Origin of the sequence: Xanthomonas sp. SHU 199 (assembly GCF_000364665.1) — a bacterium.
GTDB lineage: Bacteria > Pseudomonadota > Gammaproteobacteria > Xanthomonadales > Xanthomonadaceae > Xanthomonas_A > Xanthomonas_A sontii.
Window position 1 is genome coordinate 1 of the sequence record NZ_AQOI01000763.1, and the last position, 16330, is coordinate 16330.

The window sequence follows — 16330 nt, forward strand, 5'->3', positions numbered from 1 at the left end:
AGCAGTACTACACCGGGTTCGCCAATGCCACCGGCGGCAAGTACGACAAGCCCGGGGACCCGGCCGGCGACCAGGACCTGCCCGACCCGGCCGCGACCGTCAGCATCAGCCAGGCCACTTACGTGCTCGACAGCGCCGGCGGCAAGCCGGCCTGGACCCTGTTCCACGCGCAGCGCTGGGCCGGCGACTTCGGCTCCGACGGCAAGGCCGACACTCTGGACGAGCAGCGCAAGCCGCAGAGCACCGAGACCAAGGATGGCCACCTGCTGCTGGCGCTGCCGACCACCCGTTTCGCCGACGGCATCACCAGTGCCGGCTTCGCGGTGTTCACCTTCGACCCGAACAAGAACGACCTGGGCGACTACAAGGGCTGGATCTACCTGGGCACGGTCGCCGCCGGCGAGGACAACAGCGCCGCCTGCGACGACCAGGGCACCATGAAGTGCGCCACCAGCACCGGCACGCTGAGCTTCGTGCCGCCGGCCAGCGGCAATGTGCCGTCGCTGCGGATCGCCCTGCAGGGCACGGTGGTGGAAGGGCCGGGCAAGGTGCGCACGCTGGGCCCGGCCGACGCCGTCACCTACACCTACGACTCCGCCAAGCAGCACTACACCCCGTCGCTGGACCGCTGAACGGACGGCGCGGGGAGGCGACGCGGCGCGCGCGGCAGCGGTGGTTTCGGGCGCGGGACCTGGTTTAAGATGCGCCCCACGGGGCCTGATGATCAGGCGAGTCATTCGCGAGCGGCATGGGATGCTGCACTCGCCCGAAATGCCGGCGTGGATTGCCGGCGTGCGGTTCGCCATGCGCGACCGCCATCACCGCCCCTGCTCGGGGCCGGCGTGCACGTCACCTTGTTCCGTCCGAAGCTGCGCCTGCGGGGAGTGTGCTCTCCGTGCAGCGCGCCGCGTCCGCGTCGTGCGCCTCCTGCGTCACGTCGGCCGCGGTAGCGGGGCGCATCGGAATGTGCAGGTGGGTTCTTCCGGCTTCTTCACCGAATACAGGATGTTCTGGACATGTCGAACGACAACAAGCGCGCCGCTCCCGAAGTGCCACCCGATGCGGGCAGCGTGCTGTACCTGATCTACGGCTGGGACGGCGATGGCGCCGTGTCCTACGAGATCGACAACGGTGCCGTGGTGAATTTCTGGGGCGGCCGGCATTTCGAGCTGGACGGCAAGCAGTACTACACCGGTTTCAGCTACGCCACGCCGGGCCGGTACGGCATCGACGATGCGGAAACCTTCCCGAACCCCGGCGAGGGCGTCTCGCTCGGTGCCGCTACCTTCCAGCTGACCACCCCGGGCGGCGAGCGGCCGTGGATGGTGCTGCATGCGCAGCGTTACGTCGGCAGCTTCGGCGCCTACGCGCGCGCCGATGCGTTCGATACCACCCGCGCGCCGCAGCAGCATGCGCTGGGCGATGGCCGGTTGCTGCTGGCCGTGCCGACCACCCGCTTCGAAAACGGCATCACCGAAGCCGGTTTCGCCATGTTCGTGTTCGATCCGAACCGGCACGATCTCGGCGATTACCGCAGCTGGGTCTACTGCGGCACGGTGGCGGCCGGCGAGGACAACGAGGCGGCCAGCGACCCGGACGGCGTGGTGCCGCACGTGTCCAGCACCGGCGCTCTGGAATTCCAGGCGGTGCCCGGCCAGCACATGCCGGCGCTGCGGGTGGCGCTGCACGGCACCGCGATCGCCGGTCCCGGCCGCGCGCGCCTGCTCGATGGCAGCGACGTCCTGCAGTACGCCTACGACCCGGACAGCGGCCAGTATCAGCCGACGCCCGTCGCATGACTCCACGGCGCGCGGCGGCGCGCCGGTGACGCAGCACCCGATGTTCCGCAGTACGCAATCGTTCTGTTGACCGCGCACTAACAAGCTCATGGACGAGCTCGGTTGACCCAGGCGGCCGCGATGGCCGTACCTCAACCTCAAGGAGTTACACGAGATGGCACGCGATACCAGCAAGGCAGAGAATCTCGACATCATCGAGCGGGAAGCCAGGCAGCGGCAGATTCCGGTCGACGATTTCATGCGTTTCGCCTACATCGAAACCGGCGGCCGCTTCGACGAGCAGGCCAGCCGCGGTCCCAACAGCGCCAAGGGCCTGTTCCAGTTCACGCCCGGCGCCGCCAGCGCCTACGGCATCCGCGGTCGCGAGCTCGACGCGGTGGCCAACACCGATGCCGCCGCGCGCATGTACCAGGACAATCGCAACAGCCTGACCCGCCAGCACGAGCGCGACGGCCGCGCCTACCTGTCCGGCAAGGCGCAGCCCGACGGCCTGGACATGTACATGGCGCACCAGCAGGGCGCCGGCGGCTATCGCTCGATCCAGGCCGCGATCGCCACCGGCCACTTCGAGCTGAAGGGCACCCGCGCCAACATCCTCAACAACGTCCCCGGCGAAAAGGATGCGCAGGGCGCGCGCCAGTTCCAGGCCTACACCGGCACCTCGCTGGCCGACTTCAAGAAGCTGTCCGACCAGGACATGGCCAAGGCCTTCGTGAAGTACTGGGACGCCAAGTACGACCACATCGCGATCCCGGAAAAGGGCATCAAGCCGATCGCCGAGGGCCAGGCCGCCCAGGCGCCCGCGCGCACGCCGGCACCGGCCGGCGGCAAGCAGGGCGGCCATGACGGCATCGCCCTGACCGCCGCCTACGACCTGGGTGTCAAGCACGACGACGTCAAGTACGCGATCAACGTCAAGAGCAGCAAGTACTACCACCCCGGCGTGGACGGCAAGCATCTGTCGCAGGGCTACATCGACTGTTCCGGCTGGGTCACCGAGCTGCAGAACGCGACGATGAACGAGATCAACCGCAAGGCCGGTCGCGACGTGTTCACCCAGAAGGACATGCTGGTGCAGGGCATGACCGGCTCCGGCGAGATCGTCAAGAAGGCCTACGACAGCTCCGGCGTGCTGCTGGAGGGCAAGGATGTGTTCAAGCCCGGCGCGCTGAAGGAAGGCATGGTCATCGGCGTGGATTCGGGCAAGACCGCGCACGAGCACTGGAAGGGCATCGACCACATCATGATGGTCGTGCGCGATCCCAAGAGCGGCGAACTGCTGGTCAGCCAGTCCACCGGCAGCAAGGGCGTCAACACCATGCCGCTGGACGACTATCTGGCCACGCATCAGAACGCCAAGCTGTTCGCCTCCGATCCGCTGGCCAAGGGCCGCGACCTGCTGCAGGACCGCCAGCAGACCCAGGCGCAGACGCAGGGCGCGCAGGAGCCGCGCACGGCGCTGAAGCCGGGCGAGCAGGGCGCCGACGTCAAGGCGATGCAGCAGCGCCTGATCGAACTGGGCGTCAAGGACGACCAGGGCAAGCTGCTCAGCGGTACCGGCTACTACGGCGAGCGCACCCAGCAGGTGGTCGCCAACCTGCAGCGCGAGAAGGGCCTGGCGCCGACCGGCATCGCCGACAAGGCGACCCTGGAGGCGATCGCCAAGCAGCCCGCGCCGGCCAAGGCGGAGGCTGCGGCGCTGGCCGACAACCCGCTGTACAAGCAGGCCATGGACCACCTGCAGAAGCAGGGACCCAACGGCGGCTTCAAGAGCGCCGAAGAGATGCAGCGCGCCGCCGGCCAGGTCGCGTTCGAGGCCAAGGTCAGCGGCATGAACCGCATCGACGACCTGGTGCTCAGCGGCGACCGCCGCGGCCTGATCGCCGTGCAGCGCAATCCCGACAATCCGCACGACGTCAATCGTGCCTACGTGGACAGGCAGCAGGCCGCGGCGGTGCCGCTGGAGCGCAGCCAGCAGCAGCTGGCCGCCGAAACCCAGCGGCAGGCGCAAGAGCAGCAGCAGCCGGATCCGCAGCGCGAGAAGACCCAGGCGCCGCGCTGATCGGTCTCGCGGCAACGCCGCCGTCGCGCGTTGCGCGGCGGTGGTCGTGCGTGGCGATGTCAAGCGCTGCGCAAGACCGCCGCGCATGCGCCGGCGCGACATTGCCCAACGCCGGCCAAACACGATCGCCTGCCATCGCGGCGCGCGATGGACAGGGTGCACGACGATCGATTAGAACCTCGCCTTCCCGCTCGCGCAAACGACAAGGACGCAACCCGACCATGGCCATCGCCAAGGCGTTCCAACACTCTTCCCTGCTGCTGTTGTGCGTGGCCGCCGCCGCGTGCAGCGCGCCGTCTTCCACCCCCAGCCAGACGCAGGCACCGGCCGCTCCGGCGGCGGACACTGCGGCCGCCGCGCACGATGCCGGTACTCAGGCCGATGCGGGCGCGGCCACGCCGGCTGCAGCGGCTGCGGCGCCCACCCCTTCCACCGCTTCAGGAGATTCCCCCGTGCTGCGACCGTCCTACGACACCTGCATCACCGCCGCCGGCGGCGCGACCCCGGCGATGCTGGACTGCATTTCCGACGAACACGCTTACCAGGACCAGCGCCTCAACACCGCCTACAAGGCGGCGATGGCCAAACTGAGCGAGGCCGAGCAGCACGCGCTGCGCGAGCGGCAGCGCAAGTGGATCGCCGAGCGCGACGAGAAGTGCGTCGCCGATCCGGACGGCGGCCAGGCCGAGCGCGTGGATGCGGCCGAATGCCGGCTGGAAATGACCGCGCACCGCGCCGACGAACTCGAAGCGCACTGACCACCCCTGTATCGAACCCGACGCGCGGCGCTTTCCACGCCGCGCGTCCTGCCAAGGAGAACGCGATGAGCGACAAGGATTGGGAACTGGGCCAGACCTCCAAACACTACGAGACCGGCGGCCGCGGCGCGTCGACCGTGTCCTCCGGCGTCGACGATCCGGGCGGCGTGTCCTACGGCTCGTACCAGATGACCTCGCAGACGACGACCCGTGAGGGCAAGGTCATCAACGGCGGCACCGTCGCCGCGTTCGTCAAGGACAGCAAGTACAGCGACGACTTCGCCGGCCTCAAGCCGGGTTCGGACGCGTTCAGCGCCAAATGGAAGGAACTGGCCAAGACCGACCCCGGCTTCGGCCAGGAACAGCACGACTACATCAAGCGCACCCACTTCGACAAACTGGTCGACCGACTCAAGGACAAGGGCATGGACCTGTCCGACCGCGGCCCGGCGGTGCAGGACGCGATGTGGAGCACCGCGGTCCAGTACGGTCCGGGCAGCGACAAGAAGCCGGGCGGGTCCGGCGTGTTCCTGCGCGCCATGGAAGAGAAGTTCGGCAAGCAGGCGGATCTGTCCAAGATTTCCGACAAGGAGATCGTCAGCGCGGTGCAGGACTACAAGGCCGAGCACGTCAAGGAGCTGTTCCCGCGCGTGCACAAGCAGAAGACCCTGGACTCGCTGGAGAACCGCGCCGAGAACGAGAAGGCCGACCTGCTCAAGCTGGCCGACCTCGGCAAGACCGTGGCCAAGGCCGGCGAGCAGCGCGACGGGCACACCGCGCCGAAGCCGCACGACGGCCATCGCGAGCCGGCCGCGCACAACGGCGTGCTGGCGCGCAATGCGCAGGGCGAGGCGGTGAAGGGCCTGCAGGAGAAACTGGCCACGCTCGGCTACCTGGAGGCCAAGGATGCGATCGGCACCTACGGCCCGAAGACCGAAGCGGCGGTGGAGAAGTTCCAGCAGGACCAGCACCTGAAGGGCGTGGACGGCAAGGCCGGCCCGGAGACGCTGGGCGCGATCGACCGCAGCGTGCAGCGGCAGCAGGGCGTGGAGCAACTGCGGCGCGACAGTCCGCTGTTCGACCAGGCGGTCGCGCAGCTGGAAAAGCAGGGGCGCAACGGTGGCTACGGCGACCGCGAGTCCATGCAGCGTGCGGCCGGGCAGTTGGCGTTCGAGGCCAAGGTCAGCGGCATGTCGCGCATCGACGACCTGGTCGCCAGCACCGATGGCCGCGGCATGATCGCGGTGCAGCGCAATCCGGAGAACGCGCACGACGTGCATCGCGCGTATGTCGATCGTCAGCAGGCGGCGACCGTGCCGCTGGAGCAGAGCCACCAGCAACTGGCGGCCGAGACCCAGCGCCAGGCGCAGGAGCGGCAGGTGCAGGACCAGCAGCGCACCCAGACCCAGTCGCAAGCCCCCGGGCGCTGAGTCGTCCCGCGCAGGGCGGTCATCGGCACGCGCCGCTGGCCGCCCTGCCTTGCGCAGCTCGCATCGCGCGTCGTTGCAGGCGCGCGGCAGGACAGCGGCCGCGGCCATGGCCTATGCTGCACACATGCCGCATGAACGCTTCTGCCGCCATCCTTCTCCGTCGCGCCCCGGGCGCCGGGCTGGCGCGCTGCGCGCAGTGGGCCTGACGCTCGCGTTCGCCGTCGTGCCTGCTACGTTCGCGGTGGAACCGACCACCTCACCGGCGACCACGCCGGAACAGGCGGGACTGGTCGACGTGCACACGCTGGCGCCGGACATCGCGATGGACATCCGCTACGCCGGCCACGACAACTTCACCGGTCGCCCGGTGCCCGGCTACGACGCACCCAAGTGCTATCTGCTGGCGCCGGCCGCGAAAGCCTTGGCGCAGGTGCAACGCGACCTGCAGGCCAAGGGCTACCGCCTGCAGGTGTTCGACTGCTATCGGCCGCAGCGCTCGGTCCGCGCCTTCGTCGCCTGGGCGCGCGATCCGCAGGATCAGGTCGCCAAGGCGCGCTACTACCCCAAGCTCGACAAGGGCGTGCTGCTCGGCGACTACATCGCCGAACACTCCGGCCACAGTCGTGGCGCCACCGTCGATCTGGGTCTGCTGGACTGCCGCCACGGCGCTTGCCGCGCAGTGGACATGGGCACCGGCTTCGACTTCTTCGACCCCAGCGCGCACACCGACACGCCGGCCATCGACGACACCCAGCGCGGGCAGCGCCAGCAGCTCCTGAAGGCGATGGCCGCGCGCGGCTTCGTCAACTACCCGATGGAATGGTGGCACTACACCTTCCAGCCCGAGCCCAGCCCCGGCGTCGCCTTCGACGTGCCGGTGCGCTAGCGCCTCCTCGCCTTCGCCACGGACCACCCATGACCGGCACGCACCAGTTCGTCGACCTGCAATGCCCTTACTGCGGCGAATGGATCGACGTCGCCCTGGATCCGTCGGTGGACGTGCAGCAGTACGTGGAGGACTGCCAGGTGTGCTGCAAGCCGATGCTGATGACGGTGCGCTGGGACGAGGACGGCGCGCCGGTGGTGAGCGCGATCGCCGAAAACGCCAGTTGATCCGCGCGCCGGCGCGGTGCCTCGTACGCCGATGCGCGACACCCTCTAGACTTGCGGCCTTGCCGACCGAGGACACCCGATGAACCTGCCGCTGCATTTCGGCCTGCTGGGCTCGCTGGAAGCCGGGCTGATCGCCTTGGCGGTCGGCTTCCTGGTGTATGCGCTGTGGCAATGGCTGGGCCGGCGGCTGGGCTGGTCCGAGGGCCAGCAACTCGGCGGCGCCTGCCTGATCGCGGTGGCGGTGGCGGCTGGCATCGATTGCTGGAACCTGTTCTACACCAGCATCGTGCGCCTGGAGTCGCCGCTGTACGCGCGCATCGCCCTGGCCAGTATCCACGATCCGGACGAACTGGGTTCGCGGGTGGTGCTGGAAGTGGCCGGCGCCCTCTCCGGCGTGGCCCTGGCGTGGGTCGTATTCAGGGCGCGTTCAAGCGAAAACGCCGGCGACGGCGGTCACGAAACACGCTGAAACAGACGTTTTCTTTCTGCAATCCAAACGTCTCGAATGGTCGCCTTACCGCGTGCTCACCGATCCCTAACCAGCGCGGTAACGTGCCGCGCGGACGCCGTGGTTAACGAAGTGTTTTGCGGCGAATTTCGACAGGGAATGGATTCAGTCTGAGACCGGCACGGTAGCGCCGTGTTCCGGAATCGACCGGACATGCCACACCGAGAGAGCCAAGGAGAATCCACCCATGAACATTCGCACCCGCACCCCGCTGATCGGTACCGCCGCCCTTCTCGCCGCCGCGCTGGCCCTGCCGGCGTTCGCCCAGGACGCGCAGGCCGATGCCGCCGCGCAGGCGCAGACGCAGTCGTCCACCAGCGCCACGGGCCAGAGCGGGCAGGCCGGCGCGGCCTCCGGCGGCGCCCAGACCTGGGCCGACGTGGACGCCGACAAGGACGGCGCCATCAGCAAGCAGGAGGCGCAGGTCAACGCCGGCCTCAGCCAGATCTTCGCGCAGGCCGACGCCAACCACGACGGCAAGCTGACCCCGGACGAGTACAAGGCCTACGTCGCCAAGCAGCAGGGCGGCGCGGCGACCGGCAGCGACAGCAACGGCGGCCAGTAACGGGAGCGGTACCGGCACGGCGGTCGCGCGGCGATGAGGACGCGCGTCGCCTGGCCGGGGCCGACCCTGGTGCACCACGAGCCTCGTGGTGCACGCTGACGCTTCACCACGACGGCGGCCTTGGGCCGCCGTCGTGCGTTGTGCGTCAGGGCAGTGCCTGTCGTCTATTGGTCGGCGACCCGCTGCTATGCTTGGCGGATGATGCCGACACCTACCGCTTTGCGTTCCTCTCCCATCGCCCTGGTCGGCTTCGACGGCGACGACACCCTGTGGAAGAGCGAGGACTATTACCGCGACGCCGAGGCCGCGTTCGAAGCCATCCTTGGCCAGTACCTGGACCTGCAGGATGCCGGCACCCTGCAGCATCTGCTGGCGGTGGAGCGTCGCAATCTCAAGGTCTTCGGGTATGGCGTGAAGGGCATGACCCTGTCGATGATCGAGGCGGCGATCGAGCTGACCGAGGCGCGCATTTCCGCGCACGACATCGGGCGCATCGTCGAGATCGGCCGCGCCACCCTGCAGCATCCGGTGGAGGTGATCGCCGGCGTGCGCGAGGCGGTGGCGGCGATCGCCGCCGAGTTCGAGATCGTGCTGATCACCAAGGGCGACCTGTTCCATCAGGAAGCCAAGATCGCGCAGTCCGGCCTGGGCGAGCTGTTCCCGCGTATCGAGGTGGTGTCGGAGAAGGATCCCAAGACCTACGCCAAGGTGCTGTCCGAGTTCGGTATCGGCGCCGAGCGCTTCGTGATGATCGGCAACTCGCTGCGCTCGGACGTGGAGCCGGTGATCGCGCTCGGCGGCTGGGGCATCCATACGCCGTACACCACCACCTGGGCGCACGAGGCCGAGCACGGGCTGTCGGCCGACGAACCGCGCCTGCGCGAAGTGGCCGCGGCCGCGGACTGGCCGCAGGCGGTGGCCGATCTCAACCGGCATGCAGCGAGCCTGCAGCGGGGCTGAGCCGCTGCCGCGTCAGGCGGCGTGGTGTACCGGCCTCTGGCCTTGTCGCGCAGGAGGGGTTTCAGCCGCGACACCGCTGAGCCTGCGCTATGCGTACCCGCCGGCTGTCGTCTTGCCTTGCCGCACTGACAGCGCCCACTGCCTCCGGCAGAATCGACGCATGCCTCCGCTTCCGTCTCCTGCCGGTCTGTTCCTGTGCGCTGCCCTGTTGGCTGCCGGCCCGGCCATGGCGCAGGGGGCGGCGGTGCCCGCGCGCGCCCCTGCCTCAGAGGGCGGGGATGCGGCACCGGTCGAGGTGCCCGGCACCGACGATGCCTGGATCGATCGGCAGTTGCTGGACATCGACCGCTACGCCGCGCGCTACCCCGACAGTTTCCTCGACGAGGTCGTGCGCTACGCGCAGATGCCGCGTGGCTATGCCGAGGTGCTGCTGCGCGATCGGCGCTGGCCGCCGCGCGATGTCTATGTCGCCGCGTTCCTGGCCAAGGCCGCGGGACGGCCTTACCGCGAGGTGGTGCGCGCCCGCACCGCGGCCGGCATTCCGGCCGGCTGGGCGGCGGTGGCGAGCGACATGGACGCGCCGCCCGGCTCGCTGGCCTACCGCGCGCTGCGCCATGCCATCGTCGCCAGCTACGACCACTGGGACCGGCCGATCGTGCTGGACGCGCTGCTGCGCCGGCAACTGGGCGACCGCGCAGCCCGCGACCGCGCCGCGGCACAGCCCCAGGACGGATCCAAGCGCACGCAATAAGCGCGGGGGAGCACAACGACACAGAGCGGCCGCCTGCACGTTCGCCCATGTCGTTGCGCGAACCTCCCGTGGCCCTGCACGGCATGCAGGCACCGGTATGCACCAACGTCAGCACACACAAGCCCCTCTCCCCCCGGGAGAGGGGTTGGGGTGAGGGTCGGGGCGCGCAGCGCCCCAGGCAGTTTGGGTGCACAAGGCTGCGCCCGGATCCTCATCCGCCCCAGCGGGGCACCTTCTCCCGGCAGGAGAAGGAGACAGCGGTGCCGGCCACTCGCGTGCCGCACCGGTACGCGCCGCCCATTCCTCCACACTGGCCGCGCCGCCGCCGCGGCGCGAGAATAGGCGTTCTGCCGGTCCTGCTGCCGGCGCCACCGCCGCTCCGGACCGCCCGATGACCAACGCCTTCGTTTCGCCCGACGCTATCCGCAGCCTGTTCGCGCAGGCCATGTCCGACATGTACCGCACCGAGGTGCCGCTGTACGGCACGCTGATGGAGCTGGTGGCGCAGGTCAACGCGCAGACCCTGGCCGCGGACCCGGCGCTGGAGGCGCAGCTGCAGCGCAACGACGAACGCGCGCGCCTGGACCAGGAACGGCACGGCGCGATCCGCGTCGGCTCCGCCGAGGAACTGGCCACGCTGCGCCGCCTGTTCGCGGTGATGGGCATGGCGCCGGTCGGTTATTACGACCTGTCGGTGGCCGGCGTGCCGGTGCACTCCACCGCGTTCCGCCCGCTGGAGGCGGCGGCGCTGGCGCGCAATCCGTTCCGCGTGTTCACCTCGCTGCTGCGGCTGGAGCTGATCGAGGACCCGGCGCTGCGCGAGCAGGCGGCGCAGATCCTCGCCAAGCGGCGCATCTTCACCGACGGCGCGCTCGCGCTGATCGCGCAATGCGAACGCGACGGCGGCCTGGCCGACGCCGACGCGCAGCGCTTCGTTGCCGAGGCGCTGGAAACCTTCCGCTGGCACAGCGACGCGACCGTGAGCCTGCCGACCTACCGCGCGCTGAGCGAGGCGCACAAGTTGATCGCCGACGTGGTCAGCTTCCATGGCCCGCACATCAACCACCTGACCCCACGCACCCTGGACATCGACGCGGCGCAGGCGGAGATGCTGCGCCGGGGTATCGACGCCAAGGCGGTGATCGAAGGCCCGCCGCGTCGCGCCTGCCCGATCCTGCTGCGCCAGACCAGCTTCAAGGCACTGGAGGAAACCGTGCGCTTCCCCGCCGGCGCGGACGGCGCCGAGGCCGGCACCCACACTGCGCGGTTCGGCGAGATCGAGCAGCGCGGCCTGGCCCTGACGCCGAAGGGCCGCGCGCTGTACGACGCGTTGCTGGAACGCGCACGCGCCGCCGACGGCAGCGCCGGTGCCGACTACGCCACGCGCCTGCAGGCCGCCTTCGCCGACTTCCCCGACGACTACGCCACTCTGCGTCGCGAGGGCCTTGGCTATTTCCGCTACGCCCTCACCGATGCCGGTCGCGCCGCCGGCGCTGCGGCCCTGGCCGGCAAGCCGGCCGAAGCGCTGATCGCCGACGGCCTGGCCAGCGCCGACCCGATCGTCTACGAGGACTTCCTGCCGGTCAGCGCCGCCGGCATCTTCCAGTCCAACCTCGGCGGCGGCGAACAGCGCGCCTACGCCGCGCACGCCAACCGTGCCGCGTTCGAGCAGGCGCTGGGCGCGACTGTGCACGACGAGTTCGCCATCTACGCCGGTATCGAGCGCGATTCGCTGGAGGCGTTGGCGGGTTGACAGCTGTGTTCCTGTTGTCAACGGCGGTAAGACAAGGACGATGTCCGACGTCGTGGCTACTTGTCTCTGGATGTCCGAGGTTTGGTTGCACCACCAATGATGTCGCCTGATTTGAAACTGCCGGCGTCACTGGTAAGGGTTTCACTTGACGGTACCGTCGATTGGTATCAGTATTTGAACCGAAAACCGGCCGTTTGCAGGTGACATATAAGCGGGGCTTGCCCCCCACCTGCATCCGGCCACCTTATTGCCTAGGGAGATGGGCATGCATCGGCGCTTTGCCGTCCTGCTGGATGCGGGATTCGTCAAAAGAAAATTGAAGTCGAGCGGTGAAGTTTCCGCCAACCGCATACAGCAACTTGTAGAGGCAATTCGCAAGCACGAATGCCTTCAGGATTGCCTTCTGCATCGCGTCTACTACTACGACGCTGCGCCACTTGGAAGATCGGTTGAGCAGCCTGTCACTGGCGAGGTCATCGAGTACGACAAGACGCCTGTGTTCCAATCCAACGTGGCCTTGGTGAGGGATGTTGCCAAGCTTCCCCATTTTGCGCTTCGTCAGGGCGAATGCAGCCACGATGGTTGGATGGCAAAGTTCAAGTCGCTGAAGAGCGCGGGGAACTACGATGCCGGGTCTGACACGTTGAAGCTGAAAAGCTCGGACCTGAAACCGGTCATCAAGCAAAAAGGCGTGGACATGCGTATCGGCATGGATATCGCTGCCTTGACTCTAAAAAAGCATGTGGAAGTCATCGTACTTGTCACGGCAGACAGTGACTTCATTCCTGCAATGAAGTTTGCGCGTCGGGAAGGCGCGCAACTCTATTTGTTCAGTCTCGGCCATGGAACAAAAGAGGATGTGGTCGAGAACGCAGATCTTATGATTGTGTCGACAGCTAAATCTCTGATGGACGCGCTGGCGGCATGACCGGTTCCGCGCCTCGGAATTCGAAACGAATGGCGCGAGGTGCCGTGCTCGACAAGATCCAGGTGCGCGCGCCGCGCTCCTGCCGGATTTACCCCGCGTAACGCGCCTTCAGCATGGCATACGCCGAACGCAGCGCCAGCGCTTCGCCACCCGCTGGGCGGCCGGGGCGGTCGCTGTCGTTCCAGGCGTACACGTCCAGGTGCGCCCAGGCCTGTCGCGCCGGCACGAAACGCTCCAGATACAGGGCGGCGGTGACCGCGCCGGCCATGCGCGAGCCGGCGTTGGCCAGGTCGGCGACCGAGCTGGTGAGATAGCGCAGGTAAGGACGCCACAGCGGCATGCGCCAGACCGGGTCGCGGGTGCGCTCGCCGGCGGCGATCCAGGCCTGCGCCAGCGTGTCGTCGTTGCAGAACAGTGCCGGCAGATCCGGACCCAGGGCGATGCGCGCCGCGCCGGTCAGGGTGGCGAAATCCAGGATCGCGTCGGGGCGCTGCTCGCCGGCGTAGGCCAGCGCATCGCACAGCACCAGGCGGCCTTCGGCGTCGGTGTTGTCGATCTCCACGCTGGTGCCCTGACGGGTGGCGATCACCTCGCCCGGGCGAAACGCATTTGGGCCGACCGCGTTTTCCACCGCCGGCAGCAGCACGGTCAGCCGCAGCGGCAGGCGCTGCGCCATCACCAGCCCGGCCAGCGCCAGCGCGTGTGCGGCGCCGCCCATGTCCTTCTTCATGTTGCGCATGCCGTCGGCCGGCTTCAGGTCCAGACCGCCGGTGTCGAAGCACACGCCCTTGCCGACCAGCGCCACGTGCGGATGCGCCTCTTCGCCCCAGCGCAGCACCAGCAGGCGCGGCGCGCGGTGCGAGGCGCGGCCGACCGCGTGGATCGCCGGGAAGTTCTGCTCCAGCAGCGCGTCGCCGACGATGCTCTCGAACTGCGCGCCGTGTTCCTGCGCGATCGCGCGTGCGGCCTCTTCCAGTTGCTCCGGCCCCATGTGTTCGGTCGGCGTGTTGACCCAGTCGCGCACGCGCAGGCTGGCCGCGATCAGGTCGCACACTTCGGCCTGCGGCGTGGCCAGCAACTGTGCCGGCAGCCGCGGCGGTTGCTTGTAGCGGGCGAAGCGGTAGCTGCCCAGGCCCCAGCCCAGGTGCAGGGTCGCCAGCGTGTCCGCGTCCAGTGCCGTTTCCACCCGCCAGGTGCTGCCGGCCGGCAACGCGAATGGCGCATGCGCATAGGCATACGCATCGCCGCGATCGCCGACACCCAGCACCGCCGCGGCCACGCCGTCGGCGCCCGGCAGCAGCAGCACGCTGCCCGGCGCGGCCATGAACTGCTGGGTGTCCATCCACGCCACCCACGCCGGCGATTGCGCCGCGCGCCATTCGGCCAGGTGCTCGCGGTCGAGCACGTACAGCGGCAGCGCATGGGTGGAGGCGTCGGTGAAGCCGGTCGGCAGGGACATCAGCGGATCCTTGAAAGAGGGAGAAGACCGGTGGGCGAGAGGGCGCGGATCAGGCGCGCGCCGCGTCGGCCGGCTGGGTCGCGTCCAGCCAGTCGGCCAGGCCGGTGAGGGTGTCGAAGTGCAGATCGGGTGGGGTCGGCGGATGCCAGGCCTGCGCCTCGCGGTTGATCCAGCAACCGCGCAGGCCGGCCTGCATCGCACCGACCACGTCGATCTCGATATGGTCGCCCACGTGCAGCACCTGTGCGCAGGGCAGGCCCAGGCGCGCGCAGGCGGCGCGGAAGATGCCCGGGTCCGGCTTGGCCGCGCCGTGTTCGCGGGCACTGAGCTGGAAGGCGAAATGGTGGTCCAGGCCGATCGTGGCGAGGTCGGCATTGCCGTTGCTCAGCGCCACCACCGGCACGCGCGCGGCGATGCGCTCCAGCGCGGCGATGCTGTCCGGGTAGCACTCCACCTGATTGCGCGCGGCATGGAACACCGCATACGCAGGTTCCAGCAACGCTTCATCGGCGCCGCTGTCCTGCAGCGCACGGCGCAGGGTCAGCCGACGCAGTTCGCTGAGGTCGTGGTGCAGGTGCGGATGCGCGGCGAACACCGCTTCGCGCAGCTGCCGCATCGCCGCGACCGGGAAGCGCGCGGCGGTGGCCGGGCTGTGCTGCAGCAGCCAGTCGTGCAGCACCTGCTCGATGCGCGCGCCGATCGGTGCGAACGGCCACAGGGTGTCGTCCAGATCCAGCGTGATCGCGCGGACGGGGAAGGAGGGCATGGAAGTCACCGGCGCATTTTACGCCAAGCGCCGAGGCCTACGATGGCCGTGCCCGGTAGACAGTACCCGCGCGCTTCCGCCAATCCCCAATCCCGACTCCCCAATCCCGTTTCACTCAAGCAGCCGCGCCCAACGCTGCATGCCTTCGACCCGCGCCAGCACCATCTTGATGCACACCAGCAGCGGCACCGCCAGCAGCAGGCCGATCATGCCCCACAGCCAGCCGAACAGCATCAGCGCCAGGATCAGCATCAGCGGCGAGATCGCCATGCGCCGGCCGAGCACGATCGGCGTCACCACCTGGCCTTCCAGGGTGTGCAGCGCCAGGTACAGGATCGCCGGCAGCGCCGCGCTCAGCGGTTCGCGGAAGGCGACGAAGCCCATCAGCAGCATCAGCACCGCGCCGATCAGCGGCCCCACGTAGGGCGCGAAATTCAGCAGCGCCACCACCGTGCCCCACAGCAGCGCTTCCTGTGGCGGAATGCCCAGCAGGATCAGAATGCCGGCGAAGATCAGGCCGACCAGCGTATTGATCACGGTGATGGTCAGGACGTAGCGCGAGACCTCGCGTTCGATCGAGCGCAGGATCTCGGTAGTGAATTTCTGTTGCTGGCGGCTTGGCAGCAGCGCGATCGCATGGCGCTGCAGGTTCTCGCCGAACACCATGAAGAAGAACGTCAGCAACACCACCGCCAGCGCCGAGGCGGCCACCCGCGGGGTCCGCACCAGTGCCTTGTACGGGTCGTCCATCTGCGTGCGGATCACCTGCACGCGGCGCCCGCTCTCGCCACCGGCGGCACGCGCGAAGTTTTCCGCGGCCTGGTTGGCCTGCTGCATCGGCTTGGTCAGGTCGCGCACCTGGGTGGCGAGGTGGCGCAGCTGCGCCGGGGCCTGCTGCGCCCACTCGGCGGCGGGGCCGGCCAGTTGCACGGTCAGCGTCGTCGCCACCGCCATGCCCGATAACAGCACCAGCAGCGCGGCCAGGAAGCGCGGCAGGTACAGCCGTTGCAGCATGCGCAGGATCGGGTTGCCGACCAGGGCGAAGAAGGCGGCGAGCAGGATCGGCAGGATCACGTCCTGCGCGGCCCACAGCGTGTAGCAGACTGCCAGGGTGGCCAGCACCACCAGCGAGACCGGTCCGCGCGGGCGCGGAGCGGGCGGCGGCGGCAGGGGGCCGTGCGGGGCGTCGTCGGCGACGACCGCGGGATCGGGAACTGTGCTCATCGGACCTGCGATGCGGTGGCCGCGGCGCGCGCCGCAGTGCACGCGCCGAACGGCGTCGAAAAGGAAGCGAAGTGTAGGCCGGATCGTGGCCGGCGCGATATCAAGGCGGCGTGGCCGCCGCGTGCGCGCGGCGTGGCGGCCCAGGCCAGCCACGCGCGGATCCCAGGAACGTCAGTCCTGGCCCTGGCGCTCGGACAGGTCGGTCGCCGCTTCGGCCGCGGCTGGTTGCCCGGGGCGCGAGGCCATCGGCGGCC

General features: G+C 69.0%; 17 protein-coding genes. 14 read left to right on the forward strand and 3 right to left on the reverse strand.

From position 1 onward, the window contains the following. From D183_RS0121020 to D183_RS0121080, 13 genes are all read left to right on the forward strand, one after another. On the forward strand, positions 1-632 hold a 632-nt coding region (locus tag D183_RS0121020), incomplete at its 5' end, for a hypothetical protein (RefSeq protein WP_017910731.1). 384 nt (positions 633-1016) lie between these two features. Further along, positions 1017-1799 carry a hypothetical protein gene (locus D183_RS0121025; protein WP_017910732.1) on the forward strand — a complete coding sequence of 261 codons (783 nt, stop codon included), beginning with the start codon at positions 1017-1019 and terminating at the stop codon, positions 1797-1799. Positions 1800-1953: 154 nt separating this feature from the next. Further along, positions 1954-3861, forward strand: a complete 1908-nt coding sequence (locus tag D183_RS0121030) for a peptidoglycan-binding protein (RefSeq protein ID WP_017910733.1) — start codon at positions 1954-1956, stop codon at positions 3859-3861. 452 nt (positions 3862-4313) lie between these two features. Next, entirely contained in the window at positions 4314-4619 is a 306-nt protein-coding gene (locus D183_RS0121035; protein ID WP_017910734.1) for a lysozyme inhibitor LprI family protein, read from the forward strand. 65 nt (positions 4620-4684) lie between these two features. Continuing rightward, on the forward strand, positions 4685-6049 hold the full coding sequence (locus D183_RS0121040; RefSeq protein WP_017910735.1) for a peptidoglycan-binding domain-containing protein: 1365 nt from the start codon (positions 4685-4687) through the stop codon (positions 6047-6049). Between the two features lie 196 nt (positions 6050-6245). Then, the gene (locus D183_RS0121045; protein WP_017910736.1) at positions 6246-6935 is read left to right on the forward strand and encodes a M15 family metallopeptidase; all 690 of its coding nucleotides are present in this window, start codon (positions 6246-6248) and stop codon (positions 6933-6935) included. 29 nt (positions 6936-6964) lie between these two features. Beyond that, positions 6965-7162 carry a CPXCG motif-containing cysteine-rich protein gene (locus D183_RS0121050; protein ID WP_010340161.1) on the forward strand — a complete coding sequence of 66 codons (198 nt, stop codon included), beginning with the start codon at positions 6965-6967 and terminating at the stop codon, positions 7160-7162. Positions 7163-7241: 79 nt separating this feature from the next. Next, positions 7242-7631: a hypothetical protein gene (locus D183_RS0121055; RefSeq protein ID WP_017910737.1), complete on the forward strand. Its 390-nt coding sequence runs from the start codon at positions 7242-7244 to the stop codon at positions 7629-7631. Positions 7632-7857: 226 nt separating this feature from the next. Beyond that, the gene (locus tag D183_RS0121060; RefSeq protein ID WP_017910738.1) at positions 7858-8235 is read left to right on the forward strand and encodes a hypothetical protein; all 378 of its coding nucleotides are present in this window, start codon (positions 7858-7860) and stop codon (positions 8233-8235) included. Positions 8236-8436: 201 nt separating this feature from the next. Next, positions 8437-9195: an HAD family hydrolase gene (locus D183_RS0121065; protein ID WP_039729194.1), complete on the forward strand. Its 759-nt coding sequence runs from the start codon at positions 8437-8439 to the stop codon at positions 9193-9195. A gap of 160 nt (positions 9196-9355) precedes the next feature. Continuing rightward, positions 9356-9946, forward strand: coding sequence for a hypothetical protein (locus D183_RS0121070; protein WP_026144718.1), 591 nt, complete (start codon positions 9356-9358; stop codon positions 9944-9946). Positions 9947-10337: 391 nt separating this feature from the next. Then, entirely contained in the window at positions 10338-11699 is a 1362-nt protein-coding gene (gene hglS, locus D183_RS0121075) for a 2-oxoadipate dioxygenase/decarboxylase HglS (RefSeq protein ID WP_017910741.1), read from the forward strand. A gap of 265 nt (positions 11700-11964) precedes the next feature. Then, positions 11965-12627 (forward strand): NYN domain-containing protein, encoded by a 663-nt coding sequence (locus D183_RS0121080; protein WP_026144719.1) that lies wholly within the window; start codon positions 11965-11967, stop codon positions 12625-12627. Positions 12628-12715: 88 nt separating this feature from the next. Here the strand turns inward: D183_RS0121080 and D183_RS0121085 are convergent, their stop codons facing one another. The 3 genes from D183_RS0121085 to D183_RS0121095 all read right to left on the reverse strand — a co-directional run bounded on the left by D183_RS0121085 (position 12716) and on the right by D183_RS0121095 (position 16076). Further along, a complete protein-coding gene (locus D183_RS0121085) occupies positions 12716-14086 on the reverse strand; it encodes a leucyl aminopeptidase family protein (RefSeq protein ID WP_017910743.1) in 1371 nt (456 codons plus the stop codon). Positions 14087-14135: 49 nt separating this feature from the next. Continuing rightward, positions 14136-14852 (reverse strand): HAD family hydrolase, encoded by a 717-nt coding sequence (locus D183_RS0121090; RefSeq protein WP_017910744.1) that lies wholly within the window; start codon positions 14850-14852, stop codon positions 14136-14138. A gap of 111 nt (positions 14853-14963) precedes the next feature. Beyond that, positions 14964-16076, reverse strand: a complete 1113-nt coding sequence (locus D183_RS0121095) for an AI-2E family transporter (RefSeq protein WP_017910745.1) — start codon at positions 16074-16076, stop codon at positions 14964-14966. 15 nt (positions 16077-16091) lie between these two features. On the opposite strand from D183_RS0121095, the gene D183_RS28100 reads away from it, so the two are divergent. After that, on the forward strand, positions 16092-16330 hold a 239-nt coding region (locus tag D183_RS28100), incomplete at its 3' end, for a hypothetical protein (RefSeq protein ID WP_232757333.1).

Excerpts from the sequence above, each read along its gene's own strand:
- D183_RS0121055 (WP_017910737.1), top strand. The coding sequence starts at position 7,242 with ATGAACCTGCCGCTGCATTTCGGCCTGCTGGGCTCGCTGGAAGCCGGG.
- D183_RS0121025 (WP_017910732.1), top strand. The coding sequence starts at position 1,017 with ATGTCGAACGACAACAAGCGCGCCGCTCCCGAAGTGCCACCCGATGCG.
- D183_RS0121095 (WP_017910745.1), bottom strand. The coding sequence starts at position 16,076 with ATGAGCACAGTTCCCGATCCCGCGGTCGTCGCCGACGACGCCCCGCAC.
- D183_RS0121080 (WP_026144719.1), top strand. The coding sequence starts at position 11,965 with ATGCATCGGCGCTTTGCCGTCCTGCTGGATGCGGGATTCGTCAAAAGA.
- D183_RS0121090 (WP_017910744.1), bottom strand. The coding sequence starts at position 14,852 with ATGCCCTCCTTCCCCGTCCGCGCGATCACGCTGGATCTGGACGACACC.
- D183_RS0121030 (WP_017910733.1), top strand. The coding sequence starts at position 1,954 with ATGGCACGCGATACCAGCAAGGCAGAGAATCTCGACATCATCGAGCGG.
- D183_RS0121085 (WP_017910743.1), bottom strand. The coding sequence starts at position 14,086 with ATGTCCCTGCCGACCGGCTTCACCGACGCCTCCACCCATGCGCTGCCG.
- D183_RS0121060 (WP_017910738.1), top strand. The coding sequence starts at position 7,858 with ATGAACATTCGCACCCGCACCCCGCTGATCGGTACCGCCGCCCTTCTC.
- D183_RS0121040 (WP_017910735.1), top strand. The coding sequence starts at position 4,685 with ATGAGCGACAAGGATTGGGAACTGGGCCAGACCTCCAAACACTACGAG.
- hglS (WP_017910741.1), top strand. The coding sequence starts at position 10,338 with ATGACCAACGCCTTCGTTTCGCCCGACGCTATCCGCAGCCTGTTCGCG.
- D183_RS0121050 (WP_010340161.1), top strand. The coding sequence starts at position 6,965 with ATGACCGGCACGCACCAGTTCGTCGACCTGCAATGCCCTTACTGCGGC.
- D183_RS0121065 (WP_039729194.1), top strand. The coding sequence starts at position 8,437 with ATGCCGACACCTACCGCTTTGCGTTCCTCTCCCATCGCCCTGGTCGGC.
- D183_RS0121070 (WP_026144718.1), top strand. The coding sequence starts at position 9,356 with ATGCCTCCGCTTCCGTCTCCTGCCGGTCTGTTCCTGTGCGCTGCCCTG.